Annotated in this window: 14 protein-coding genes; 5 read left to right on the forward strand and 9 right to left on the reverse strand. The window is 68.2% G+C overall.

The features are described 5' to 3' along the window. Positions 1 to 9: 9 nt before the first annotated feature. A complete protein-coding gene (locus HUA75_RS33905; RefSeq protein WP_174488736.1) occupies positions 10 to 753 on the reverse strand; it encodes a PHP domain-containing protein in 744 nt (247 codons plus the stop codon). A 62-nt stretch (positions 754 to 815) separates the two neighbouring features. Further along, positions 816 to 1,091, reverse strand: coding sequence for a hypothetical protein (locus HUA75_RS33910; RefSeq protein WP_046713894.1), 276 nt, complete (start codon positions 1,089 to 1,091; stop codon positions 816 to 818). A 226-nt stretch (positions 1,092 to 1,317) separates the two neighbouring features. Between HUA75_RS33910 and HUA75_RS33915 the strand changes: the two genes are divergently transcribed. Further along, the gene (locus HUA75_RS33915; RefSeq protein WP_141648720.1) at positions 1,318 to 1,530 is read left to right on the forward strand and encodes a hypothetical protein; all 213 of its coding nucleotides are present in this window, start codon (positions 1,318 to 1,320) and stop codon (positions 1,528 to 1,530) included. A gap of 60 nt (positions 1,531 to 1,590) precedes the next feature. Here the strand turns inward: HUA75_RS33915 and HUA75_RS33920 are convergent, their stop codons facing one another. Further along, on the reverse strand, positions 1,591 to 3,747 hold the full coding sequence (locus tag HUA75_RS33920) for an alpha-amylase family glycosyl hydrolase (RefSeq protein WP_174488737.1): 2,157 nt from the start codon (positions 3,745 to 3,747) through the stop codon (positions 1,591 to 1,593). A gap of 229 nt (positions 3,748 to 3,976) precedes the next feature. Between HUA75_RS33920 and HUA75_RS33925 the strand changes: the two genes are divergently transcribed. Together HUA75_RS33925 and HUA75_RS33930 are read left to right on the forward strand one after the other, a co-directional pair. Further along, entirely contained in the window at positions 3,977 to 5,350 is a 1,374-nt protein-coding gene (locus tag HUA75_RS33925; RefSeq protein WP_174488738.1) for a DUF4331 domain-containing protein, read from the forward strand. Between the two features lie 11 nt (positions 5,351 to 5,361). Continuing rightward, complete coding sequence (locus tag HUA75_RS33930) at positions 5,362 to 6,672, forward strand: tetratricopeptide repeat protein (protein ID WP_174488739.1); 1,311 nt, start codon at positions 5,362 to 5,364, stop codon at positions 6,670 to 6,672. A 76-nt stretch (positions 6,673 to 6,748) separates the two neighbouring features. On the opposite strand, the gene HUA75_RS48035 is transcribed toward HUA75_RS33930, so the two are convergent. The 4 genes from HUA75_RS48035 to HUA75_RS33950 all read right to left on the reverse strand — a co-directional run bounded on the left by HUA75_RS48035 (position 6,749) and on the right by HUA75_RS33950 (position 16,570). After that, on the reverse strand, positions 6,749 to 9,364 hold the full coding sequence (locus tag HUA75_RS48035; protein WP_174488740.1) for a protein kinase: 2,616 nt from the start codon (positions 9,362 to 9,364) through the stop codon (positions 6,749 to 6,751). Between the two features lie 80 nt (positions 9,365 to 9,444). Beyond that, entirely contained in the window at positions 9,445 to 11,910 is a 2,466-nt protein-coding gene (locus tag HUA75_RS48040; protein ID WP_174488741.1) for a serine/threonine-protein kinase, read from the reverse strand. A 46-nt stretch (positions 11,911 to 11,956) separates the two neighbouring features. Further along, on the reverse strand, positions 11,957 to 14,356 hold the full coding sequence (locus HUA75_RS48045) for a serine/threonine-protein kinase (protein ID WP_174488742.1): 2,400 nt from the start codon (positions 14,354 to 14,356) through the stop codon (positions 11,957 to 11,959). A 42-nt stretch (positions 14,357 to 14,398) separates the two neighbouring features. Next, positions 14,399 to 16,570 (reverse strand): serine/threonine-protein kinase, encoded by a 2,172-nt coding sequence (locus HUA75_RS33950; protein WP_174488743.1) that lies wholly within the window; start codon positions 16,568 to 16,570, stop codon positions 14,399 to 14,401. 60 nt (positions 16,571 to 16,630) lie between these two features. On the opposite strand from HUA75_RS33950, the gene HUA75_RS33955 reads away from it, so the two are divergent. Together HUA75_RS33955 and HUA75_RS33960 are read left to right on the forward strand one after the other, a co-directional pair. Further along, positions 16,631 to 18,010, forward strand: coding sequence for a sigma 54-interacting transcriptional regulator (locus HUA75_RS33955; protein ID WP_141642342.1), 1,380 nt, complete (start codon positions 16,631 to 16,633; stop codon positions 18,008 to 18,010). A gap of 213 nt (positions 18,011 to 18,223) precedes the next feature. Then, positions 18,224 to 19,153, forward strand: coding sequence for a DUF4382 domain-containing protein (locus HUA75_RS33960; RefSeq protein WP_174488744.1), 930 nt, complete (start codon positions 18,224 to 18,226; stop codon positions 19,151 to 19,153). A gap of 246 nt (positions 19,154 to 19,399) precedes the next feature. Here HUA75_RS33960 and HUA75_RS33965 read toward each other — a convergent pair whose 3' ends face one another. Together HUA75_RS33965 and HUA75_RS33970 are read right to left on the reverse strand one after the other, a co-directional pair. Continuing rightward, on the reverse strand, positions 19,400 to 20,353 hold the full coding sequence (locus HUA75_RS33965) for a hypothetical protein (protein ID WP_141642340.1): 954 nt from the start codon (positions 20,351 to 20,353) through the stop codon (positions 19,400 to 19,402). Positions 20,354 to 20,364: 11 nt separating this feature from the next. Next, entirely contained in the window at positions 20,365 to 21,063 is a 699-nt protein-coding gene (locus tag HUA75_RS33970) for a hypothetical protein (RefSeq protein WP_141642339.1), read from the reverse strand. Between the last annotated feature and the right edge of the window lie 105 nt (positions 21,064 to 21,168).

The following is a 21,168-nucleotide window of genomic DNA, read 5'->3' on the forward strand; positions in this document are numbered from 1 at the left end:
CTCGACGGACTACCGACGCCCGCCGCCGCCACCACCGCCGCGGCGGCGCTTCCCACCGCCGCCACCGCCCTGCTTGCGAGCCGCCTGGGCCTCGCCCGGGCGCGTGAGGCGGGGCAGCTCCCCGGCCATCACCGGCCAGAACTCGCCCTTGAGCAGCTCGGCCACCAGCTGGGCCTGCGTCGCCACGGGGCGCTTGAAGAACGTGGCGCCCCGGCCCATCTCGTCCAGGGAGCCGCGCACGTCGCTGCCACCGGTGCACGGCAGCTTGAGCGCCTCGGCTGCCTCCACGGCCAGGTCGTTGGCGGTCTGCTTCACCCGGGCGTTGTAGCCCTCCACCGCGCTCAGCACGTTGAGCGAGCGCACGTAGTCCATGGCCGGGTTGGGCGAGTCCCTGTCGAAGGGCCGCGCCGCGATGATGGCGGCACCCATCGCCTTCACCTTGGGCAGACACTCCGCGGCGCTCCAGGGCTTCTCGCGGTTGCTGCCCCACATCTGCACGGGCTCGGGGGCAAGCTCCGGCTTCGGGAAGAAGCACAGATATTGGCCACGGTCCGTCACCAGCTCCAACCCGACGAACACCTTCACCTTCGACTTGGCGCCAATCTCGAACAGCTCGTCACAGCCGTCCTGGGTATTGGTTTCCGTGAAGGCCACCCCGTCCAGGCCGAACAGCGCGGCCCGTTCCAACACGGCGCGAGGGTCCAACTCGCACCCCTTGGACAGGTGGGAATGGGCGTGCAGGTCGATGAGCATGGGCGCCGCTCCCTAACAGGCTCCCCTGGGCCTGTCGAGCCCGCGCTGCCCCCCTGCGTCCCTCAGGCGAAGGCGTAGGACTGGAAGGTCCCCTGCTTGGCCTGCGTGTTCTTCTCCTCGTAGGTGCGGATGAGGTACCCCATCAGCATCAGCGAGGACGTGTTCTCCAGCACCCGGGACGGGTCCTTGGAGATGAGATTGGCGCTGTAGTTCAGGAAGAACTGCGCCAATTCCTCCCCCGCCTCCTTGACGATGAGCGCATTCAGCGCGGTGGGCTCCATCGTCCGGATGGTGTTGATGAAATCAACCGCCAGATCCTTCTTGGTCTTCACGTCCACGGGCCTGCCCCCTTCCCCAACACGCCGCCACTCGTGGCCCCCTGCCTCGAGCGCCCCCAAACGGGTGCGACTTGGGCAAACTAAGCACGCGCTTTCGCGTGCAAACCCCCGTCACGAGGCCAGCAACGCCCTACCCTCCAGGAAGCCGGGTTTTTGACACCTCTGAACACCCCGTGCGATAACGCCCCCTTGTCCTGTGTCGGGACCGCACAAGGAGTGGCTGGCGATGTTCACGGGCGTGAAGGTCTTCTCCGCCACCAAGGCGAAGGAGCGCGAGGAGCTGGGTGAGAACGTCACCCGTTGGATGAAGAGCAACTCCGATCTGGAGATCGTGGATCGCGTGGTGGCCCAGTCGTCCGATAACGAATTCCACTGCTACACCCTCGTGCTCTTCTACAAGCACAAGACGGCGCAGCAGCCCCCTCCGCAGCAGCCGTAGTTCGCGGGGCCGCGGTGGGAAGGGGGCGGCCTCTCCCCTTCCCTCAATCCCGCGGAAGCACTACTCGGTGCGAGGCACGTACACAGCGACGCTGCGCGGCGGGACCACCATCACGGTTTCCGTCCCGGCGAGCTGGAGCGTCCGCCCACTGAAGACGTCCTCGTACGTGGCGCTGCTCGCCGCGAGGCTTCCCAGGGGCTCCACCACCAGCGGGCGCTCCACGTCGCTCCGGTTGATGGCGATCACCGCGCCCTGCCCGTCCGGCAGCGAGCGCTGGAAGATGTACAAGTCCCTCTCAATCCGCAGCGTGTGCCGGGCTCCGGTCTGGAGCGCGGGATGGGCCAGGCGCGTCTGCCCCAGCTTCTGGACGACGGCGAGCAGCTCCGCCTCCAGCGGGGTGAGCGTGGAGCCAAAGCGCATCAGCCGGCGGTTGTCCGGATCCCCCGCGCCCGGCAGGCCCACCTCGTCCCCGTAATAGACGAGCGGCACGCCCGGCTGCGTCAGCACGAAGGTGAAGGCGAACTTCGCCTTCTCGAAGGCCGCCGCGTCCGTCACCGAGGCCGAGGGGCGCGAGCTGCTCCAGGGGTCTCCCCCCTCCCCGTCCAGCTGCTTCGCCGCCTGGGAGATGAAGCGCGCCACGTCGTGGTTGCCGATGAAGGGCGAGTTGATGGTGCCCGGCGCGTAGAAGACCTCGTTCTCCCGCACCGCCTGGTCCACGCGCTCCAGGCCCTGGCCGTCCGCGAAGGCCTCGCGCACCGGCCAGTACAGGGGGAAGTCGAACTGACCATCCAGCTCGCGCGGGCTGATGTAGCGGGCGATCTGCGAGCGGCCATCCGCGCCGACGAAGGTCTCACCCACCAGGTAGAACTCGGTGCCCGTCATCGCGGTGATGTCCCGCAGGCGACCACGCAGGGTGCGGCCCGCCACCTGGTCCATGTGCTTCACGGCGTCCATGCGGAAGCCGTCGAAGTCCGCCGCCTCCAGCCACCACAGCGTGTCGTCGATGAACTGGTCCACCATGTTCGACGAGCGCCAGTTGAAGTCCGGCAGGTAGTTGGTGAACTTGCACGTCAGCCGCTTCTCTTCCCAGTCACAGTCCTGGGTGCCGCACACGCAGCTGGCGGAGGTGTTGAACCAGTCGTCGTTCCGGTGGCTCACCCAGTACGGGTGCTCCTCGTGGACGTGGTTGAGCACCAGGTCGGCGATGACGCGGATGCCCTTGCGATGGGCCGCGGCGGTGAGGGCGCGCAGCTCCTCGATGGAACCGAAGCGGTGCTGCGTCGCGCGCGGCTGGGAGGGCCAGTAGCCGTGGTAGCCGGCGTAGTACTTGCCGCCCGTGCCGATGAAGCGCCCCTCGGGGTTCTGGTCCACCGGGGAGATCCACAGCGTGCGCACGCCGAGCGCGTCGAAGTAGCCGTCCTCGATCTTCTGGGTGATGCCGGCGAAGTCGCCGCCCTGGTAGTTGGCGATGGGGTCCACGTCCGCCACGGCCCCGTCGTTCTCCGAGCGCGCGTTGAGGAAGCGGTCCGTGAAGGCGAAGTACATCAGCCCCGACTCCCACCGGAACTTCTGGGGCTCCACCCAGAACGGCAGGTAGAGCGGCGACGCCGCGCGGCCGGACGCGTCCACGGCCACCACCTTCACGTGGTGCTTGCCCTGGGCCAGTCCCTGGACCTGCAAGCGGAAGCGCCCCGTTCCCGCGTCGAAGGTGCCGGGCTTCTCCTCCCCGTCGAGGGACAGCATCACCTTGTCGGTGGCTGGCCCCACCTCGTCGGTTCCGTCGACGTACGCGACGTCCACGTCGAGCGAGCCTTCTGGCGTCGACACGAAGCGCCGCAGCTCCAGCACGGGCTCGCGGCAGTCCGGCACCGTCAGGCGCGAGTACTCCTCCGTGCGCACCCAGCGGGAGTACGGGTTCTGCGGGTCCAACAGCTCCTGCTTGCCCACCACGAAGCGGTAGCCGTAGTCGCGCGGCTCCAGTCCTTCCAGGCGCGCGGTGAACACGCCGTCACCCCGGTCCGCCATGCGCGCGGACGTGGCGGAGAAGCCATTCCATTCGCCCGTGACGGACACCGCGCCCTGGAGTGACTGCTGGGGCGCGTACGTCAGCGTCACCTCGCAGGTCCGGACGGGAATCGAGTCCTCGGAGTCACCGCAAGCCGCGGAGAGGAGCAACACCGGAAGCGCGAGCGAACGGACGATGCGGGAGTGCGTCATGCGGCTGCCTTTCTACGGGAGGGCCCCTCGCTTTTCCAAGCCCCCCTCCGCCAGCTTTTTGACTCACCGCGACACACAGGGCTGATGCCCACCGGACACTGGAGGCCATTCGGCACCTTGGGACAGGAGCCAGGGACCCAACCTGCCGGGTACGGAGGGGGCCCTGGCGAACGAGCCCGCAGCTTCGTCCCGCACCCGCCCTCGTGGTTTCCCCCTCCCAGGAAAACGAATGAGAGCTCCCAATCCGGCGTGGCGTCTCCTCGCGGTTCCGCTGTTCCTCGCAGCCAGCGTCGCGGTGGCGTCCAGCCATCGTGAGGCCCCGCTCATCAGCAACGACCCGGCGGCGGACGGGACGGACATGTACGCCTGGAAGCAGGGCGGCAACCTGGTGCTGGTCGCCAACTACTACCCCATCGGCGTTCCGTACGGCGGCCCCAACTACTACCTGTTCGACGACAACGTCCTCTACGAAATCCAGGTCGACCAGTCGGGAGACGGCGCGCCCGACGTGCGCTTCCAGTTCCGCTTCCGCACGCAGATTCGTCCCAGCCCCCTGCCCTCCGTGGGCGTGGTGGCGGGGTATGACGCGTACAAGGACTCCTTCCTCTACGCCTTCGCGGGCGTAAAGACGGCCACGGCCCCGGAGATCCTCCGCTACCAGACGTACACGCTCACCAAGGTCGTGGGCGGCTCGCAGCAGGTCATCGTCCGGGACGCACCGGTGGCCCCCAACAACGTGGGGCGACTGACGACGCCCGCGTATCCGCAGACCGCCGGGGCCTCCGTGCTGGACCCCATCACCCAGAGCGCCATCCAGACGGGGCTGGGCACCGCGGCCAAGTACAAGATCTTCGCGGGCCCTCGGGACGACCCGTTCTTCGTCAACCTCTCGAAGACGTTCGACTTCCTCAACTACGACGGCAAGGCGAACCGCGATGACCTGGCGGGGCTCAACGTGCTGTCGCTCGTCATCGAGCTGCCGCTGACGGAGTTCAGCTCACCGCACCTGGGAATCTGGACCACGTCCAGCCGGCCGAAGGTCACGACGCGCCGCACGGATGGCGGTGTGGACACGAGCGGCTCGTGGGTCCAGGTGTCCCGCCTGGGCAATCCGCTGGTGAACGAGGTGGTCGTCCCGATGAAGTTCAAGGACTTCTTCAACGCCTCCAAGCCGCAGAACGACCTGTCCACGCCGGCCATCGTCGCCATCATCTCCAACCCGGAGCTGCCGCAGCTCCTCCAGGCCAAGGGCTTCATTCCCCTGGCCCCGCCCGCGCCGCGCACGGACCTGGCCACCATCTTCACTCGCAACACCCAGGGCAAGCCCACGGGCGAGATGCTCCACATCAACACGGGCACGGACTCCACGTTCCCCAACGGGCGGCTGCTGACCGACGACGTGACGGACGTGGCGCTCAAGGCGGTGGGCGGCGCCTTCTTCACGACCTTCGCGGACGGCGGTCCCGCCATTCTCCCCGACGGGGGCGGCACGTTCGCCGCGGCGGCCGCGGGGCTCAGTGATGGCGTGGCGGCCAACGACAAGTCCTTCCTCACGACCTTCCCGTACCTGGCGCCTCCCCACTCCGGCGACCCGACCCCCTGAGCCCGCGTGCCATGGCCTCTCGACAACTGCTCGCCCTCGGCGTCGCGGTGGTGGCGATCTCCGCGGGCGGGCTCACGCGGTGGTGGCTCGCTCCCGCACGGCAGACGCCCCCGGGCTCGCGGGCGTCCGAATCCACGGGGGAGCGACTGGCTCGGATGCAGCGCGATGCCCCGCTGGACGATGCCCCGGCCCAGGCCCGACTCGCCACGGAGTGGATGCGGGAGGGGCTCCGCTCGGGGGATGAGCAACACCTCCTGCATGCGCGTGTCGCCGCACGACGCGCGTTGCTGGTGGACCCCGAGCGCGTGGATGCCCTCAAGGTGGAGCTGCTCCTGCTCCACCACGACCATCAGTTCCAGGATCTTCGCGACGCCTCGCGACGACTGACGGAGTTGTTCCCGCACGACGCCTTCTTCCAGGGGTTGCTCGGAGACGCGGAGCTGGAGCTGGGGCGCTACGACGAGGCGGAGACGGCCTACGCGCGGATGATGGACTTGAAGCCCTCGCATGCGACGTACACCCGCGTGGGCTATTTGCGCCTCATGCGCGGAGACGTGGATGGGGCCATCTCCGTCCTCAAGCTGGCGGCGACGTCCGCGGACCCTCGGGATGGAGACACGGTGGCTCGGGCCTTGTGTGAGCTGGGCGATGCGTACCTCGCGCGAGGTGAGCCGGACACGGCCATCGAGTACTTCACCGTGGCGCTCTCACATGCGCCCGGCCTGGACCGCGCGCACGCGGGACGGGGGCATGTGCTGCGCATGAGAGGACTCCCCGACGCGGCGGCGGTGGAGTACCGGGCGGCGATGACCGCTCGTCCCAAGTTGGGACATCGGGCCTTTCTGGCCGACGCGCTCATGGCCGCGGGGCGGGAGCAGGAGGCCCAGGCTGAGTACACCCAGGCGTTCCAGGACACGGCCCAGGACGCGAGGGAGCAGGCGCGGCTGCTCCTGGACCTGGGACGAGACGTGGCCCAGGCGGAGGTGCTCGCGCGGCGTGAGCTGACACGCCGTCAGGACGTCTTCACGCAGGCGGTGCTGGCCTATGCGCTCGTCAGCGCCGGCAAGCTGGACGAGGCGCGTCCCCTGGCGGAGGCCGCGCTGCGGCTGGGGACTCGCAACGCGAGGCTGGAGTATGTCGCGGGACTCGTGGCCTCGGCGGACGGGGCCCGGGATGAGGCCCGGCTTCACCTGGACGCGGCGCTGCGAGGTTTCCCACCGCTTCCACCGAGACAGTTGGAGCGGGCGCGTGCGCTGCTCGGGGCCCTCGCTTCCCCTTCGCCGAATGTCAGCGCCCAGGCCCTTGGCCAGCCGACGAAGTGAGGCCGTGCATCTCCGAGCCGGTGTCGCGACGGCTCGGAGCAAGCCCCCTGGCCCTCGAACGTCCGAGCCAGTCGCGCTACGGCTCGGAAGGTGAGCCCTGCATGGACTCGTACTCCTCCAGCACGCGCAGCACCTTGCTCGCCTGGGCATGAGATGACGGGGCCAGGTCGAGGAAGAGGCGGTAGTGCTTCGCGCCCTCCTCCTTGCGGCCGAGCCGCGCCGCCACGGAGCCCAGGAACAGGTGGCACTCGAAGTTCTCCGGCTCCATCGCGACGCACTCGCGCGCCCGGGTTCTCGCGGACTCGAACTGCTTCGACTTGAACAGGGCCTTGGCCTGTTCGAGCGCCAGCTCGCCTCGACTCGCTTCCGGCGACTCCTCCGGCTCCACCACGATTTCCTGCTGCTTGCCGGATGTCGCCGGCTTGCTCGTGGTCGTACGCGTCCCCGTCGACACATGTCCCCCAGGGCGCGCTCCCGCATCCTCGTGCCCGACGTTGGCGGACTCGACCTCGACCTCGACGTTTTCGGCCTCGGCACGCTCGGCGGCCGCGGCGGCGCGCTCCGCGGTGGCTCGGGCCGTCTCGATGCGGACCGACACCGCGCCCTGGTTGTCCGTCGGGTCATCGTCGATGAAGCCGCAGTACAACCCGTGGACGCCGCTGAGCTTCACGTCCTCGCCCCTCGACAGGAGGAAGCGCTGCGCCCGGGCCGGAGGCGTGCTCGGACCATCACGCTCCACCGACACCTGCTGCACGCACGCCACCGTCACCACCGGCCCTTGATCTCTTCCTCGCGTGAAGGCTCCACCCTCCACCGGCTCCAGCAACAGCGTGTACACCTCCATGGGGTCCAGGCCGTCCACGAAGAGGCTCCTGCTCAGGTCCGTGGTCATCCACTCCAGATGGATGGTGTGGCGGCGCTCCTCGTTCGTCCGCGTGTTCGTCACCGTGACGATGCGCTCGGGCAGGTCATCCTGCGGCGTGGGCGCCCCCACCGTGAAGAACATCACCGCCGATGCGCCCCGGAACGGCTCCGGCTTGCGCGTCACGAGGCCCACCGCCGCGTCCGCCGCGACGTTCTTCCCCGACAGCAGGAAGAAGATGCTCGGCATGGGCTTGCCGCGATCCGCCGGGGACAAGACCCCTGACTCGGAGATGCGATAGGTCACCTCCGGGTTCAGCGTCCCCAGCGCCGCACGCCCGGACGAGACGCCGAACAGGTGCCGCCGTGCATCCAGCCGGAAGGACTCCATGGGCATGTGCACGGTGTCCATCGCCTCGGGCGGCTTGCCCGCGGCCACTTGCGAGGGCTGCTGCCGCGGAGGTGCATCCGTTGGCCGGCGGGCATCCGCGTCCTTGAGCGGAGGCGTGGGCAGCGGTGGCCGGGCCGGTCCGCTCGACGAGGGCTTCGGCGGGACCCAGTCCGACTTGAGCTTGTCGAACGCCGACCACATGAACCCCGCGAGCACCAGCAGGCCCGCGGCCACCACGACGTGGTGCGTGGAGATGCGGAAGCCGTTCTCGAAGAAGCCTCCCCGGTCCGGAGAGTTGCCGTCCTCATCCTCGTCTTCGCTGTCCAGCCCCTCCCCTCCATCCGGCAGCTCTCCTGGATGGCTCTCGATGGTCTGCGGCTCCGTGCGCAGCTCCGGCGCGGAGATCTCCGTCGGCTTGGGCAGGAGGCTGTTGGTGGCACGCCAGACGGACAGCTCCTCCACGAACGAGGGCGGAACCTTGGTGTCCTTGCCCATCTCCGTCAGGTCGGGGCGGAATAGCTCCCGCAGGAGATAGGCCGCCGACATCGCGGAGAAGCGCGGCGCGGCCTTGAAGAGAAACCCCGCCAGCGCATCCCCGAAGGCATGCGCGGACTCGAAGCGGTCCTCCTTCTTCACCGCGAGCGCCTTCTGGAGGATGGCCTCCAGTCGCACCGGCAGGTCCGGTTTGATGTCGCGCGGACGCGGCAATGGCTGGCGCGTGTGCAGCTTGTGCATCACCACGTACTCCGGCCCCTCCAACGGGAGCCGGCCACACACCATCTCGAAGAGCACCACGGCCGTGGCCCAGACGTCCGTGCGCGCATCCACGTCCTCGCCCCGCGCCTGCTCCGGGGAGAAGAAGAGGTACTTGCCCTTCACGACGCCCGGCGCGGTGTCGAAGCTGCGCAGCGAGCGCGCCTTGGCGATGCCGAAGTCGACGATCTTGACCTGGCCCTCGTAGCTGACGAGGACGTTGTCGGGGGAGATGTCTCGGTGGACGATGTTCAGCGGCTCACCCTTGTCGTCCGCGCGCGTGTGCGCGTAGTGCAGCCCGCGGCACATCTCCAGGGCGATGTACGTGGCGATGGGCACCGGAAGGCTGGCGAAGTTGGAGCGCAGCGCCCGCTTCATGATGCGGTTGAGCGGCTGCCCGTCCACGTACTCCATGGCCAGGAAGTACTCGCCATCCACCTGCCCGAAGTCGAAGACCTGCGCGATGGCCCCATGCGACAGCGTGGCGGAGATGCGCGCCTCGCTGATGAACATGGAGACGAACGCCTCGTCGTTGGCGAACTCCGGCAACACCTTTTTGATGAGGACTGGCTTGGTGACGCCCGCGGCCCCCAGAAGCTGCGCCCGCCACGTCTCCGCCATCCCTCCCCGGCCAATTCGGGATTGGAGCTCGTACCGGCCAAACTGTTCGTGCTGCTCATTCGCCATTGGGCCGTAGGGTATCGCGAGGGATTCCGATCAAAAAGGGTCGTCAGTGAATGCGGGTCTCAATGTCAGGATTCCCGCCGCTAGGGGGTGGACGCGGGTCGGGTCTGCCCATGGCCCGAGAGGAGTTCCTTCACCGTGGCGGCCTTGGGGTGGCTCGGGTAGCGCCGGAGGAAGGTCCGATAGCGCTCGAGGGCGCCGTCCATCCGACCGAGCCGCGCCTGCATGACCCCCGAGAGGACCAGGCAGTCCGGCTGCTCCGGGACGGTGGAGAGGCAATCCTCGGCCAGCAGGAAGGCATCGTAGAACTGTCCGGCACGCGCCAGCCGCTGCCCTTGTGTGGCCAGCCTCGTGGCCTCCCCCACGCGGGCATCCTCCACCGGGGGAGCCTTGGGGCGCTTGGGGTCCCACGGTGAGATGCGCACCTCGGCCTCGCCTTCGTTGTCGAAGACGGCATCGTCGATGAAGCCGCAGCGCAGGCCCTGGATGCCGCGGACCCTCACCTCGCGCCACTCCGGCAGGAGGAACTGCAGCGGCTGCTCGGCATACCCGTCGACCTTTCGGACGGGCTCGAGGGTGGAGGGGAGCTCGGACCACTCGATGCAGGCCACCTGGCTCATCGGCGCGTAGGCCCTTCCTCTCAGGAAGACACCCTCCCCGACCGGATTCAGCGACAGGGTATAGGTCTGCCGGGCATCCAGGCCTCGAATCAGAAGCCCCTTGCTGGCGGAGACGCGCATGGGCTCGGGGTGGAAGGTGAAGCGCTGCTCGACGGCCGCATCCTCTTGCTTGAGGTACACCGACTGGTAGGCGAGGTCATCCTGGGTCGGCTCTCCCAGCGTGAACAGCGCGACGGCCCGGACGCCCTCTATCGAGATGGGACGGCGACCGACGACGCCCTCGCGAACCTCCGGTCTGACCGCCTCGCCCGAGAGCAGGAAGAAGACGGGAGGCTCCCGGCGCGGTGCGGGTTCCAGGACGGCCGGGTGGGCAAACCCATCCGACGGGCTCGATCCCCAGAGGCGGTAGGTGACGGTCGAATCCAGACGCGGGAAGGCGACCAGGTCCAGCGGTACGCGCAGGACATGTCGTCGGGAGTCCAGACGGAAGGCCGTCGCGGCGGGATACTCCGGGACGGGCTCGGACTCGACGGAGTCCTCGGAGCCGGTATCCGGACTGGACGCATCCAGCGCCACCTGCTGAGCGGCCCGCGGAGTCGAGGCATCTGGAGCGGAGCGAGACACCGCGCCCCCTGCGTCGCCGGGCTCCGGGTAGTGCGCGAGCAGCGATGAATGCGAAGGGACGTCCGCTACCTCGAGTACCCCTGACGGGCGCAGCCAGTGAAGGGTCCCCCAGAGCGCGAGGAGTCCTGTGCCCGCGACCAGCCCCAGTCGACCCCACTTGGGGAACTTCGAGGGACCCGCGACCGAAGGCGTGCGCACGGTGGGGGCATTGTGTGCGCCGCGCCTCGGGGAAGACACCTTGGACACGGGCGCGGGCCCTGGCGTCGGTGGCCGTGCGTGGGGACGGGGCGGAGGTGCGTCCTTTCCACGCCAGGCGGCCAGCTCCTCGAGGAACGAGGGCGGCACGGTCAGCTCGCGGCCCTCCTGGAGCAGGTCCGGCTTGAACAGCTCCCGGACGAGATACGCCAGGTTCATGGTCGAGAACCGAGGCGCGAACGGATAGAGGAACGAGGCCAGCGCGTCGCCAAACGCATTCGCCGACTCGTAGCGAATCGAGGCATCCACGGACAGCGCTCGCATCACAATCTCATTCAGCGCGGACGGCAGCTCCTTGCGCACCTCCCGGGGCGAGGAGAACTCCCCATGCACCATCCGAGACATCACCGCCGCCTGCGTGCCGGTGACGGGGAGCTGTCCACACAGCATCTCGTAGAGCACCAGGCCCGTTGCCCAGACATCCGTGCGGGCATCCACCTCGCGGCCTCGCGCCTGCTCGGGAGAGAAGTACAGGTACTTCCCTCTCACGACGCCGGGTTCGGTGTTGAAGTTGCGCAGCATGCGCGCCTTGGCGATGCCGAAGTCGACGATCTTGACCTGACCCTCGTAGCTGATGAGGACATTGTCCGGAGAGATGTCCCGGTGGACGATGTGCAGGGGCGCGCCCTTCTCGTCCGTGCGCGTGTGGGCATAGTGCAGCCCCCGGCACATCTCCAAGGCGATGTACGTCGCCAGGGGAATGGGCATCTGCTGCAGGCCCGTCTTCGCCGCGCGCCTCAGGAGTCGGTGGAGCGGCTGACCATCCACCAGCTCCATGGCCAGGAAGTACTGTCCATCCATCCGTCCAAAGTCGAAGACCTGGGCGATGTTCCCGTGCGACAGCGTGGCGGAGATGCGCGCCTCGCTGATGAACATGGAGACGAACGCCTCGTCGTTGGCGAACTCCGGCAACACCTTCTTGATGAGGACCGGCTTGGTGACGCCCGCGGCGCCGACCAACCGCGCGCGCCACGTCTCCGCCATGCCTCCTCGACCCAACTGGGTGAGGAGCTCATAGCGTCCAAGGTGCTCATGCGGATCGTGGGTCATGGGGGTAACCCGTGGCGGGCGCGCAAATCATGTCGCGGTGGCGCCGTCATTTCGGGGCCGAGGCGCCCTCGATTTCCATCAGGAGCCCCTCCACGATGTTCGCTTGTGTGTGTTCCGGATAGAGCTGGTGAAAGCGTTGGTACCGTCGCGCGCCCTCTTCCGTCCGGCCCGCGTAGCCCAGCGCCGTGCCTGACAGGAGCAGGCATTCGGGGTGGCTGGGAATCAAGGCCAGGCATTTCTCCCCCACGGCCACGGCCTCCTCGTACTTCTTCTCGCGAAGGTGTTGCTTCAGGTCCTTGAGCAGCTGCGTGACGTCCGGGGTGCGAGGCTTCTTGGCGGGCGGACGCTTGACGGCGGCCTCCGCGTCGATGCGCATCCGGAGCGCCCCCTCGTTGCCGTCGGCGCCGTCGTCGACGAAGCCACACACCAGTCCGAGGACGCCTCGCACGCGGCGCTCCTCGCCTTGTCGGAGCAGGAACTGGAGGGGCAAGGCCTCCTTGTCCCGGGAGACTCCGCGCGGCGAGGGGTTCTCTTCGGGCGGTGGCACCCACTGGGCACAGATGACCGTGGTGGCAGGGCCCGCGCCGCGACCGTGAAGGAATGCGCCCTGGGGCGTCGCCTCCAGGTTCAGCGCGTAGGTCGTCATCGGATCGAGCCCCTTGAGGACGAGTCCGCGCTTCAGCAGCAGCCCCTCCGCGTCAGGGCGGAAGACGAAGGACTTCGATGCCGCGACGCTCGCGCCGGACAATTGGATGAGCCGCTCGGGGATCGACTCCCTGCTGCCAGGTCCGAGACGGAAGAGCGAGATCTCGCGGGCCTTCTCGATGGCTTGGGGCTCGCCCGCGAGTTCCCCCAGACGGGCCGTCTCGGGGAGGAGCGAGGCGTCGCCGGACAGCAGGAAGAAGACCGTTGGAGGGAGGCCCTGGGACGGACTGAGGATGAAGGGCGCACCCCGGCCGGGCGAGGTCGTGTCGACGAGCACGAAGGAGCGCTCCGGGGCGAGCGGTCCAAACGCCTTGAAGGTCCGGGGGACGATGATGACGTCGCGGTCTGCCTCGAGCAGGAACTCCGTCACGGGGTACTGGACGAAGGTGGGCGGACGCAGGGTGCCGGAGTCCAGCCGGGGTCGGGCTTCGGGCGCGGGCATGGCACCGGACGTGGCCGGGCGCCGCGTGGAAAGGGCGAGCCCCACGCAGGCCGCGACGACCACGACGCCGCAGGCGATGCCCGCGAGCCGCTTCCAGTTTCGCTGCTGGGGGATGCTGGGGAGGAGGAGCTCCGTGGCGCTGTCGAGCAGCTGGGTGGGCCGCTCCGACAGGGGAATCACGACCTCGGAGCGCCTCCGCTTGCGAGCCGGATCCTGAGGCTCGGCGTCTCGGGCCGAAGGAAGCTCCTCGGTTTGAACGGGGGGCGGCTTCGGGGGTGGGCGGACCCTGGCGGCGTGGGAGCGCCAGACCTCGAGTTCCTCGTGGAAGGCGCTTGTCACGGACAGCGCGCGGCCCTCTTCGGCGAGGTCTTCCTGGAACAGCACCCGGACCAACTGCGCCAGGTCCATGGTCGAGAACGGTGGAGAGACCGAATACAGGAAGCCAGCCAGCGCGTCGGCGAAGGCATTCGCGGACTCGTAGCGCGTCGACAGCTCCACCGACAGCGCCTTCATGATCAGCTCATCCAGCGCGACGGGAAGATCTCCGCGCACCTGCCGTGGGGAGGGGAACTCGCCATAGGCCATGCGCAGCATCACCGAGGCCTGCGTGCCGGTGATGGGCGGCTGTCCACAGAGCATCTCGTACAGCACGAGGCCGGTGGACCAGACATCGGAGCGGGCGTCCACCTCGCGCCCCTTCGCCTGCTCCGGGGAGAAGTACAGGTACTTCCCTCTCACGATGCCGGGCTCGGTCTTGAAGCTGCGCGACATGCGCGCCTTGGCAATGCCGAAGTCGACGATCTTGACCTGGCCCTCGTAGCTGATGAGGACGTTGTCGGGGGAGATGTCCCGGTGGACGATGTTCAGCGGCGCGCCCTTGTCGTCCGTGCGCGTGTGCGCGTAGTGCAGCCCTCGGCACATCTCCAGGGCGATGTACGTGGCCAGGGGCACCGGCAACTGGGACAGGCCCAGCTTCGCCGCGCGCTTCTGGACGCGGTGGAGGGGCTGGCCATCCACCAGTTCCATGGCGAGGAAGTACTGGCCGTCCACCCGGCCGAACTCGAAGACCTGGGCGATGTTGCCGTGGGACAGCGTGGAGGAGATGCGGGCCTCGCGGACGAACATCGAGATGAAGTCCTCGTTGTTCACGTGCTCGAGGAGGACCTTCTTGATGAGGACGGGCTTGGTGACGCCCGCCGCGCCGACCAGCCTCGCGCGCCACGTCTCGGCCATGCCTCCACGCCCCAGCAGGGCCAGGAGTTCGTACCGACCGAAGCGTGCGTTGCGGTCCTGGGCCATGACTGGAGTTGCCGGATGTCCTGACGGGAGAAGGGGCTCAGGTCATTTTGATGAGTCGTACTGCTTGAGCAGGTTCTCGACGCCTGGCCGAGCCGGATGGTCGAGCGGGGCCAGACCGAGAAAGCGTCTGTAGTGCCCTGCCCCCTCTTCCAGGTTGTTCAGGCGGGCGTTGGCGATACCCATCAACAAGAAGCAGTCAGGGTTCCTTCGTGCCAGCACATGGCATTGCTCGGCCGACTGAAGCGCGGCGCCGTAATCCTGCTCCTTGAGGAATTGACGTGCGCGAGCAATCAACCTGTCCGGATTGTCGTGGCTCAGGCCCGCGGCGGCATTGCTTTTCGTGGATGGAGGCGTCTTCTGACTCCTGGAGTAATGGTTGATTCTCACGGCCTGGTTCCTCGCGAGACTGGCGGACGGATGTCCCGCATACAGGATGGCCACGCTCAGATAGGCCTGGACTGCCTTGTCGAACTCCTCCAACTGCTCAAACCTCTCGGCAGTCGCCATCAGACAGTCCAGAGCGTTGGGATCGACGCCTTGGCATTTCTTCGGCACGGCCGACGTCGTTCCGGATCTGCCCTGTTCGATATTCCGCTCGGCCTTCATCTCCTCCAGGAGAGTGAGAGCCGTCTCCGCAAGAGGATGATCGCGGTGCGCCGTGATGAGTCGTTTGAAGTGCATCTCGGCCTCGGGCAATTGCTTGAGGCGGGCCATGCTGGCCCCCGCGATCCACAGACAGTCTGGGTGATTCGGTGCGACCGCCAGGCACTTCTCCGCCAGGGAGGACGCTGTCGGAAAATCGCCCCGGTCGAGCAAGACTCTTGCGTGGAGCACGTCGGCCCTTGTCGCGCCCGGGGGATATCCCTCAGGGGGACGGTGCGGAGCCACGGGATCCGGGGTCGGCATCACCGTCGACCGGGCCGCGATGTAGTACTCGGGAAACGCCACGGTCCCGACCACCAGCACCGCTGCGATTCCCAGCATCAGCCCCCAACCCCAAAGGCCTCCGCTGGACGGGGCGGGCACCTCCGGCACATGGGTCTCCGGAGTCTCCTCCGTGGCATGGGTGGAGCCGACTCCCATGGCGGGCAACAGCCTTCGCGTCGTCCGTTGCTGATTGGACCGCAGGTCCAGGTCCATCTCCGTCTCGGCCCGCGACGCGGTCTTCTTCCCTCGCTCCTTCTTCGGCGGCACCTCCGGCGGCGCCCCACTCGCCCGCCACAAGGTCAGCTCATCGATGAACGAGGCCGGAACGGATAGCTCCCTCCCCTCCACCGCCATGTCTCCCCGAAAGAGCACCCGGACCAGGTAGGCCAGGTTCATCGTCGAGAACCGCGGGGCGTGGGAATAGAGGAACGCAGCCAGCGCATCCGCGAACGCATTCGCGGACTCGTACCGGGCCGACAGGTCCACCGACAGCGCCCTCATGACGAGCTCATCCAGTTCGACAGGCAGGTCCCCGCGAACCTCCCGTGGCGAGGGAAACTCCCCATGCGCCATGCGCATCATCACCGCCGCCGGTGTGCCGCTGACGGGGGGCTGCCCGCACAACATCTCGTACAGCACCAGGCCCGTCGACCAGACATCGGAGCGGGCGTCCACCTCGTATCCCCTCGCCTGCTCGGGAGAGAAGTACAGGTACTTGCCCTTCACCACCCCGGGCTCCGTCATGAAGTTGCGCGCCAGCTGCGCCTTGGCGATGCCGAAGTCGACGATCTTGACCTGACCCTCGTAGCTGATGAGGACATTGTCCGGAGAGATGTCGCGATGGACGATGCCCAGGGGCTTGCCCTTGTCATCCGTGCGCGTGTGCGCGTAGTGCAACCCCCGGCACATCTCCAACGTGATGTACGTCGCCAGGGGAATGGGCATCCGCGACAGGCCCGTCTTCAGCGCGCGCTTCAGGACGTGGTGGAGCGGCTGCCCATCCACCAACTCCATGGCCAGATAGTACTGGCCTTCCACCCGACCAAAGTCGAAGACCTGGGCAATGCAGCCATGGGACAGCGTGGCGGAGATGCGCGCCTCGTTGATGAACATCGACACGAAGGCGTCGTCCGCCACGAACTCCGGAAGCACTTTCTTGATGAGGACGGACTTGGTGACGCCAGCGTCGCCCATCCACCGGGCCCGCCACGTCTCCGCCATTCCCCCCCGACCAAGCCATGACACCAGCTCGTATCGGCCGAACCTGTCGCCGGGCTGCAAGGCCATATCAATCCGGAACCTACCGCAGAATCCTGGGAGCCCGAACTTCCTGGGTCTCCCCGTGCTATGTTGTGCACCGTGGCAAGTCTGGGAGACGAGGACGGGGATGACGCGCTGGTTCGAACCGATGCCCTACCGGCACTCAGGAGCCCCCGCTTCCGGGTGAAACTGGCGGTGCTGTCGGGGCCGGACGCAGGAAAGACGTACCCGCTGGCGCCCGGGCGCTATCGCGTGGGCTCCGAAGCGACGTCGGACATCGTCCTGCCGGATCGCTCCGTGTCCAGGCAGCACCTCGTCCTGGAGGTCCGCGAGGATGGCGTGCGCGCGGTGGACCCTGGATCACGCAACGGCTCCTTCTGCGAGGGTATGCGCTTCTCCGAATTGGAGGTTCGTCCAGGGGCAACTCTGACCCTGGGTACCACCGAGCTGAAGCTGGTTCCGGAAGGAGAGAAGACGAGAGCCCTCCCCCTCTCCTCCCGCAGCAGCTTCGGGGGGCTGGTGGGCAACAGCCGACGCATGCGGGAGGTCTTCACGCTGCTGGAGCGGCTGGCCCAGGGCGAGTCGGACGTGCTCATCCAGGGCGAAACGGGCACGGGCAAGGAGCTGTGCGCGGAGGCCATCCACACGCATGGCATGCGCAGCAAGGGCCCCTTCGTCATCGCCGACCTGGCGGGGATTCCACCGCAGCTGCTCGAAAGCGAACTGTTTGGCCATGTGAAGGGAGCCTTCACGGGGGCGCACGGTGATCGCGCCGGCGCCTTCGAGCGGGCCCACGGCGGCACCCTCTTCCTGGACGAAGTCGGAGAGCTTCCGCTGGAAGTCCAGCCTCGCCTCCTGCGCGTGCTGGAGCGCCGACAGGTGAAGCGCGTGGGCGCCAATGACTACCGCACCTTCCACGTGCGCGTCGTGGCCGCCACGCATCAGGACCTGGAGGGCGCGGTGAAGCAGGGCCGCTTTCGCGGCGACTTGTTCCACCGCCTCGCGGTGCTGCGCGTCGTCCTGCCACCCCTGCGCGAGCGGCCCGACGACATCCCGCTCCTCATCGACACCGTGCTTGCGCGACTGGGCAAGCCTCCCAGCGCGCTGTCGGACGTCACCCGCGCACTGCTGACGCAGTACCCGTGGCCCGGCAACGTGCGCGAGCTGCGCAACGTGGTGGACCGCGTGGTGAGCCTGGGTGAAGAGGCCCTGCCGGACATTCCGGACGTGCCCGCACCCGTGCCACCACCGGAGGACGACTCCGAGTCGACCCAGTCGTTGGCGCTCGACCTGCCGTTCAAGGAAGCCAAGGAGCGGCTCATCGAGGGCTTCGAGCGCGACTACCTGCGCAACCTCGTCGAGCGCTGCGAGGGCAACGTGTCGCGCGCCGCGCGCGAGGCGGGGATTGATCGCGTCTATCTGCGCAAGCTGCTCCGCAAGCACGGGCTCGAATCGGGCGGCCCCTGAGTCGACGGGCGACTCTCGCCCACCGTAAGCCCTGGCTCCACGGTGGGTGAGCCTCAGGACTCGCCTGCCCAGGACATCCCGGAATTCTCCACCTACAGCCCCTGCGGGCAGCCAAGGCTGAAATTCCGCGTGTGGCCGATGGGCTCCGGCGTGAGTCATTTTCGGTCGAAACGGCCCGTTGTCTTCACGGCCCCCTGCCGGAGCAAGCCCCCCATGTTGACTCATGCTCGCCGTGCGAACCTCGTCGCGGGGTTCGCCATCGCATTGCTGTTGCCACTGATGGGCTGTGGTAGCGGAGACGGAAAAGTCTCCATCCTGCTGACCGATGCCCCCGGCGACGGCGTGGAGACCGCGGTGGTCACCATCTCGCAGATCTATCTCCAGGGTGGCGACGAGGAAGGCGGCCGCGTCGTCCTGCGCGACGAGCCCGTCACCGTCAGCCTGTTGGACCTGGCCAACTCGACCTCCGAGCTCGTCTCCGAGGCCGTCGTTCCCGACGGGGACTACTCCCAGCTTCGCTTCGTCATCACCGGCGGTTATCTGGAGACGAAGAACGCGGATGGCTCCACGTCCATCTTCGCCACCTCCAACAACTACGCGGGACTTCCCGAGGGCGCCGTCGTCGCCGGCCAGCTCCACATGCCGAGCTACGGCTCGTCGGGGCTGAAGGTGAAGTTCGACGAGAAGCTGACCATCGAGGGCGAGCAGAAGATCCTCCTGGTCGACTTCGACGTGGCGCAGAGCTTTGGCAAGGAGGCGGGCAACTCCGGCCGCTGGGTGATGAGCCCCGTCATCAAGGCGGCCGAGGTGACGGCGTCCGCGAGCATCACCGTCGAGGTGAAGCTCGGCGCCGGCGTGGTGCTCCCCACGGTGGAAGGAACCGCGGTGACGCTCGCGGACTTCCACGCGGTGCTCATCAACGACGCGGGCAGCCGCGAGACGCTTCCGCTGACCGATGAAAACGCGGACGGCACCTTCGAGGCCACCTTCAAGTTCCTCATCCCGGGCACGTTCCAGGTGGACGTGGAGTCCCCGGCGAGCGTGAGCATCTCCACCACGCCCGGTGACCCGGTGACGGTGCAGCTCGCCTCCGGCCGCGACGGCACCCAGGCCTTCGTCGTGAGTGGCGCCCAGCCCCAGTAGGCCCCTCGAACACTCCCGCGCCTACCCCTGCCCACAGGGGCTCCGGGCACGGCCCTCACGTGGGAAGGAAAAATCCACGTGCAGCGTGGCCGATCCCCGGGGGCGGAGGTCTCCCGCCTGAAGGCCCAGATTTTCTCCGAGGGTTTTCGAATCAGGTGGGGTTGGCGCGGGGCCAGCTCCCCAGGCGAGGCGTCGGGACATGTTCCCGGCGCCTCGTTTTTTATCCGCGCTCGAAGCGACAGCGGCTCAGTAGACGACGAGCGGCTGGGGCGAGTGGTAGCTGACGATGGTCAGCACCGGGATGCGGGGCGCCTCGGCATCGTCATCGGTGCCTCCCGACGTGAGCCTCACACCGTCGAACCGCGCCAGGAACACGTAGTCGCGGCGGGCCTCCAGGAATGGATCCGCGCCCTGCAGCCGCCCCAGGGCCTCCTGGCCGGTCTCGTCGGAGATGTTGTCGTAGTGCTTGCGCGTCGTGGAGCTGTTGCCGCGCTCCCGCGTGCTCACGCTGCCGCCCAGCCGGCCCGGCCCGGTGAGCTGCGTCTGCCCGCCCAGGTCTCCCGACGTCGTGGTGGTGGTGTCGTAGCTCTCGCCATAACCCACCGGCGCATTCGTCTCCACCGAGGCCAGCGTGTGCTCCACGAGCCACACGGTGGGCTTCTCCCCTTCGGAGCGCTGGTCCGCCACGCGGGCGCGCAGCAACACGTAGCGACCCTTGTACGTGTCGGGACGCTCAACCGCGGACGCGAGCGAGAAGATGGGGATCTTCCGCTCCTGGAGGTACTGGAGCTCGCCGGACACGCTGCCTCCGCGCTGGGCCACGACCCGGGCGATGAGCGAGGCGGCCTCGGGACGCACGCGCAGGTCCTCCGACCAGGCGCCGCTCAGCAGCGCGCGAATCTGGGTGAAGGGCGTCAGCTCGATGCAGGCCTTGAGACCCGCCCAGCCTTCGTCCCGCGACTCCGCCTGGAGCCTGCGCGCGGCGGCTTCACACAGCGCCGGATTGGGGTAGCGCGCGGCGAAGGCCTTGGGGTCGGCGGACGCGCTGGGCGGCGGCGCCTCCGCGGCCTTCGGGGTGAGCGGGGCGTCCTCGCGAGGCTGGGAGTCCGCCCACGTGACGTGGGAGTGGGATGCCCCGCAACCGGCGGCGAGCGAGCCCAACAGGGCCCAGGTCGGAAGAGTCCAGGGATGGTGGCGCATGGAGCTGACTCCTAGAGCGAGGCGGAGCCCGAGCGCGAGGAGCGCTGCTGCTCACGGGCGGTGGGCGAGGCGGAAGAAGCGCCGGTCGGCGCGGGCAGCACGACGGAGCACACGTCCTCGCAGCGCTCACTCAGGCACGCGAGCGTCGCGGGCGAGGTCTGCTGCTGGGACACGTCCGCGTAGCACCGGTCTCCCGTGCCGGGGCACCCTCGACGCGCGGCGCACTCGCAGCACGGCGCGGCCACCGTGGCCATGAGCTGGACTTCCTGCAGAACGCTGGAGAGTCCGCGGTAGCAGGTCCGGGCCCCAGGAGCGAAGCGGCCCTTGGCGTCCACGATGGGCGTGCCTCCCGCGAGCCCGCACTGGTCCGCGGCGGCGACGTAGCGGCGCTCACAGAGCGCGATGAGCGTCGCGTCGGTGCGACCCTCGCGGGCATTGCCCACCGCCTCCGTGCACAGGGCGCGGGAGATGTCCTTGAGCAGCTTGCGGTTCGCGGTGGCCTGTTCGGCACCGGACGCGCTGGCGGCGGCGTCCGATTCGAAGACGCACTCCTTGCCCTCGCGAAGCGTGTCGACGGTGCAGGCCCAGGCTGTCGGAGAGTCGTCGGAGATGGGCGGCGCCGCGAGCGCTTCGGGCGGGAGCGCCGGCGTGGAGGCTTCGGGAGTGGAGCCCAACAGGAAGAGGGAGACGAGGATCGCCTTCATGGACATGGCAGGTTAGGCCGTTGGCGGTCGCCACACAAACCGCGCCGCTCCGCACTGTTCCTCGGATGGCGCAAGCCGCCATCGGGTGTCTTCTCCCGGGCACCCTTCCCC

This window comes from Myxococcus sp. CA040A (assembly GCF_013336725.1).
Taxonomy (GTDB): domain Bacteria; phylum Myxococcota; class Myxococcia; order Myxococcales; family Myxococcaceae; genus Myxococcus; species Myxococcus llanfairpwllgwyngyllgogerychwyrndrobwllllantysiliogogogochensis.

Coding starts and splice junctions, on each gene's coding strand:
- HUA75_RS33905 (WP_174488736.1), bottom strand. CDS start 753: ATGCTCATCGACCTGCACGCCCATTCCCACCTGTCCAAGGGGTGCGAG.
- HUA75_RS33915 (WP_141648720.1), top strand. CDS start 1,318: ATGTTCACGGGCGTGAAGGTCTTCTCCGCCACCAAGGCGAAGGAGCGC.
- HUA75_RS33920 (WP_174488737.1), bottom strand. CDS start 3,747: ATGACGCACTCCCGCATCGTCCGTTCGCTCGCGCTTCCGGTGTTGCTC.
- HUA75_RS33925 (WP_174488738.1), top strand. CDS start 3,977: ATGAGAGCTCCCAATCCGGCGTGGCGTCTCCTCGCGGTTCCGCTGTTC.
- HUA75_RS33930 (WP_174488739.1), top strand. CDS start 5,362: ATGGCCTCTCGACAACTGCTCGCCCTCGGCGTCGCGGTGGTGGCGATC.
- HUA75_RS48035 (WP_174488740.1), bottom strand. CDS start 9,364: ATGGCGAATGAGCAGCACGAACAGTTTGGCCGGTACGAGCTCCAATCC.
- HUA75_RS48040 (WP_174488741.1), bottom strand. CDS start 11,910: ATGACCCACGATCCGCATGAGCACCTTGGACGCTATGAGCTCCTCACC.
- HUA75_RS48045 (WP_174488742.1), bottom strand. CDS start 14,356: ATGGCCCAGGACCGCAACGCACGCTTCGGTCGGTACGAACTCCTGGCC.
- HUA75_RS33950 (WP_174488743.1), bottom strand. CDS start 16,570: ATGGCCTTGCAGCCCGGCGACAGGTTCGGCCGATACGAGCTGGTGTCA.
- HUA75_RS33955 (WP_141642342.1), top strand. CDS start 16,631: ATGTTGTGCACCGTGGCAAGTCTGGGAGACGAGGACGGGGATGACGCG.
- HUA75_RS33960 (WP_174488744.1), top strand. CDS start 18,224: ATGTTGACTCATGCTCGCCGTGCGAACCTCGTCGCGGGGTTCGCCATC.
- HUA75_RS33965 (WP_141642340.1), bottom strand. CDS start 20,353: ATGCGCCACCATCCCTGGACTCTTCCGACCTGGGCCCTGTTGGGCTCG.
- HUA75_RS33970 (WP_141642339.1), bottom strand. CDS start 21,063: ATGTCCATGAAGGCGATCCTCGTCTCCCTCTTCCTGTTGGGCTCCACT.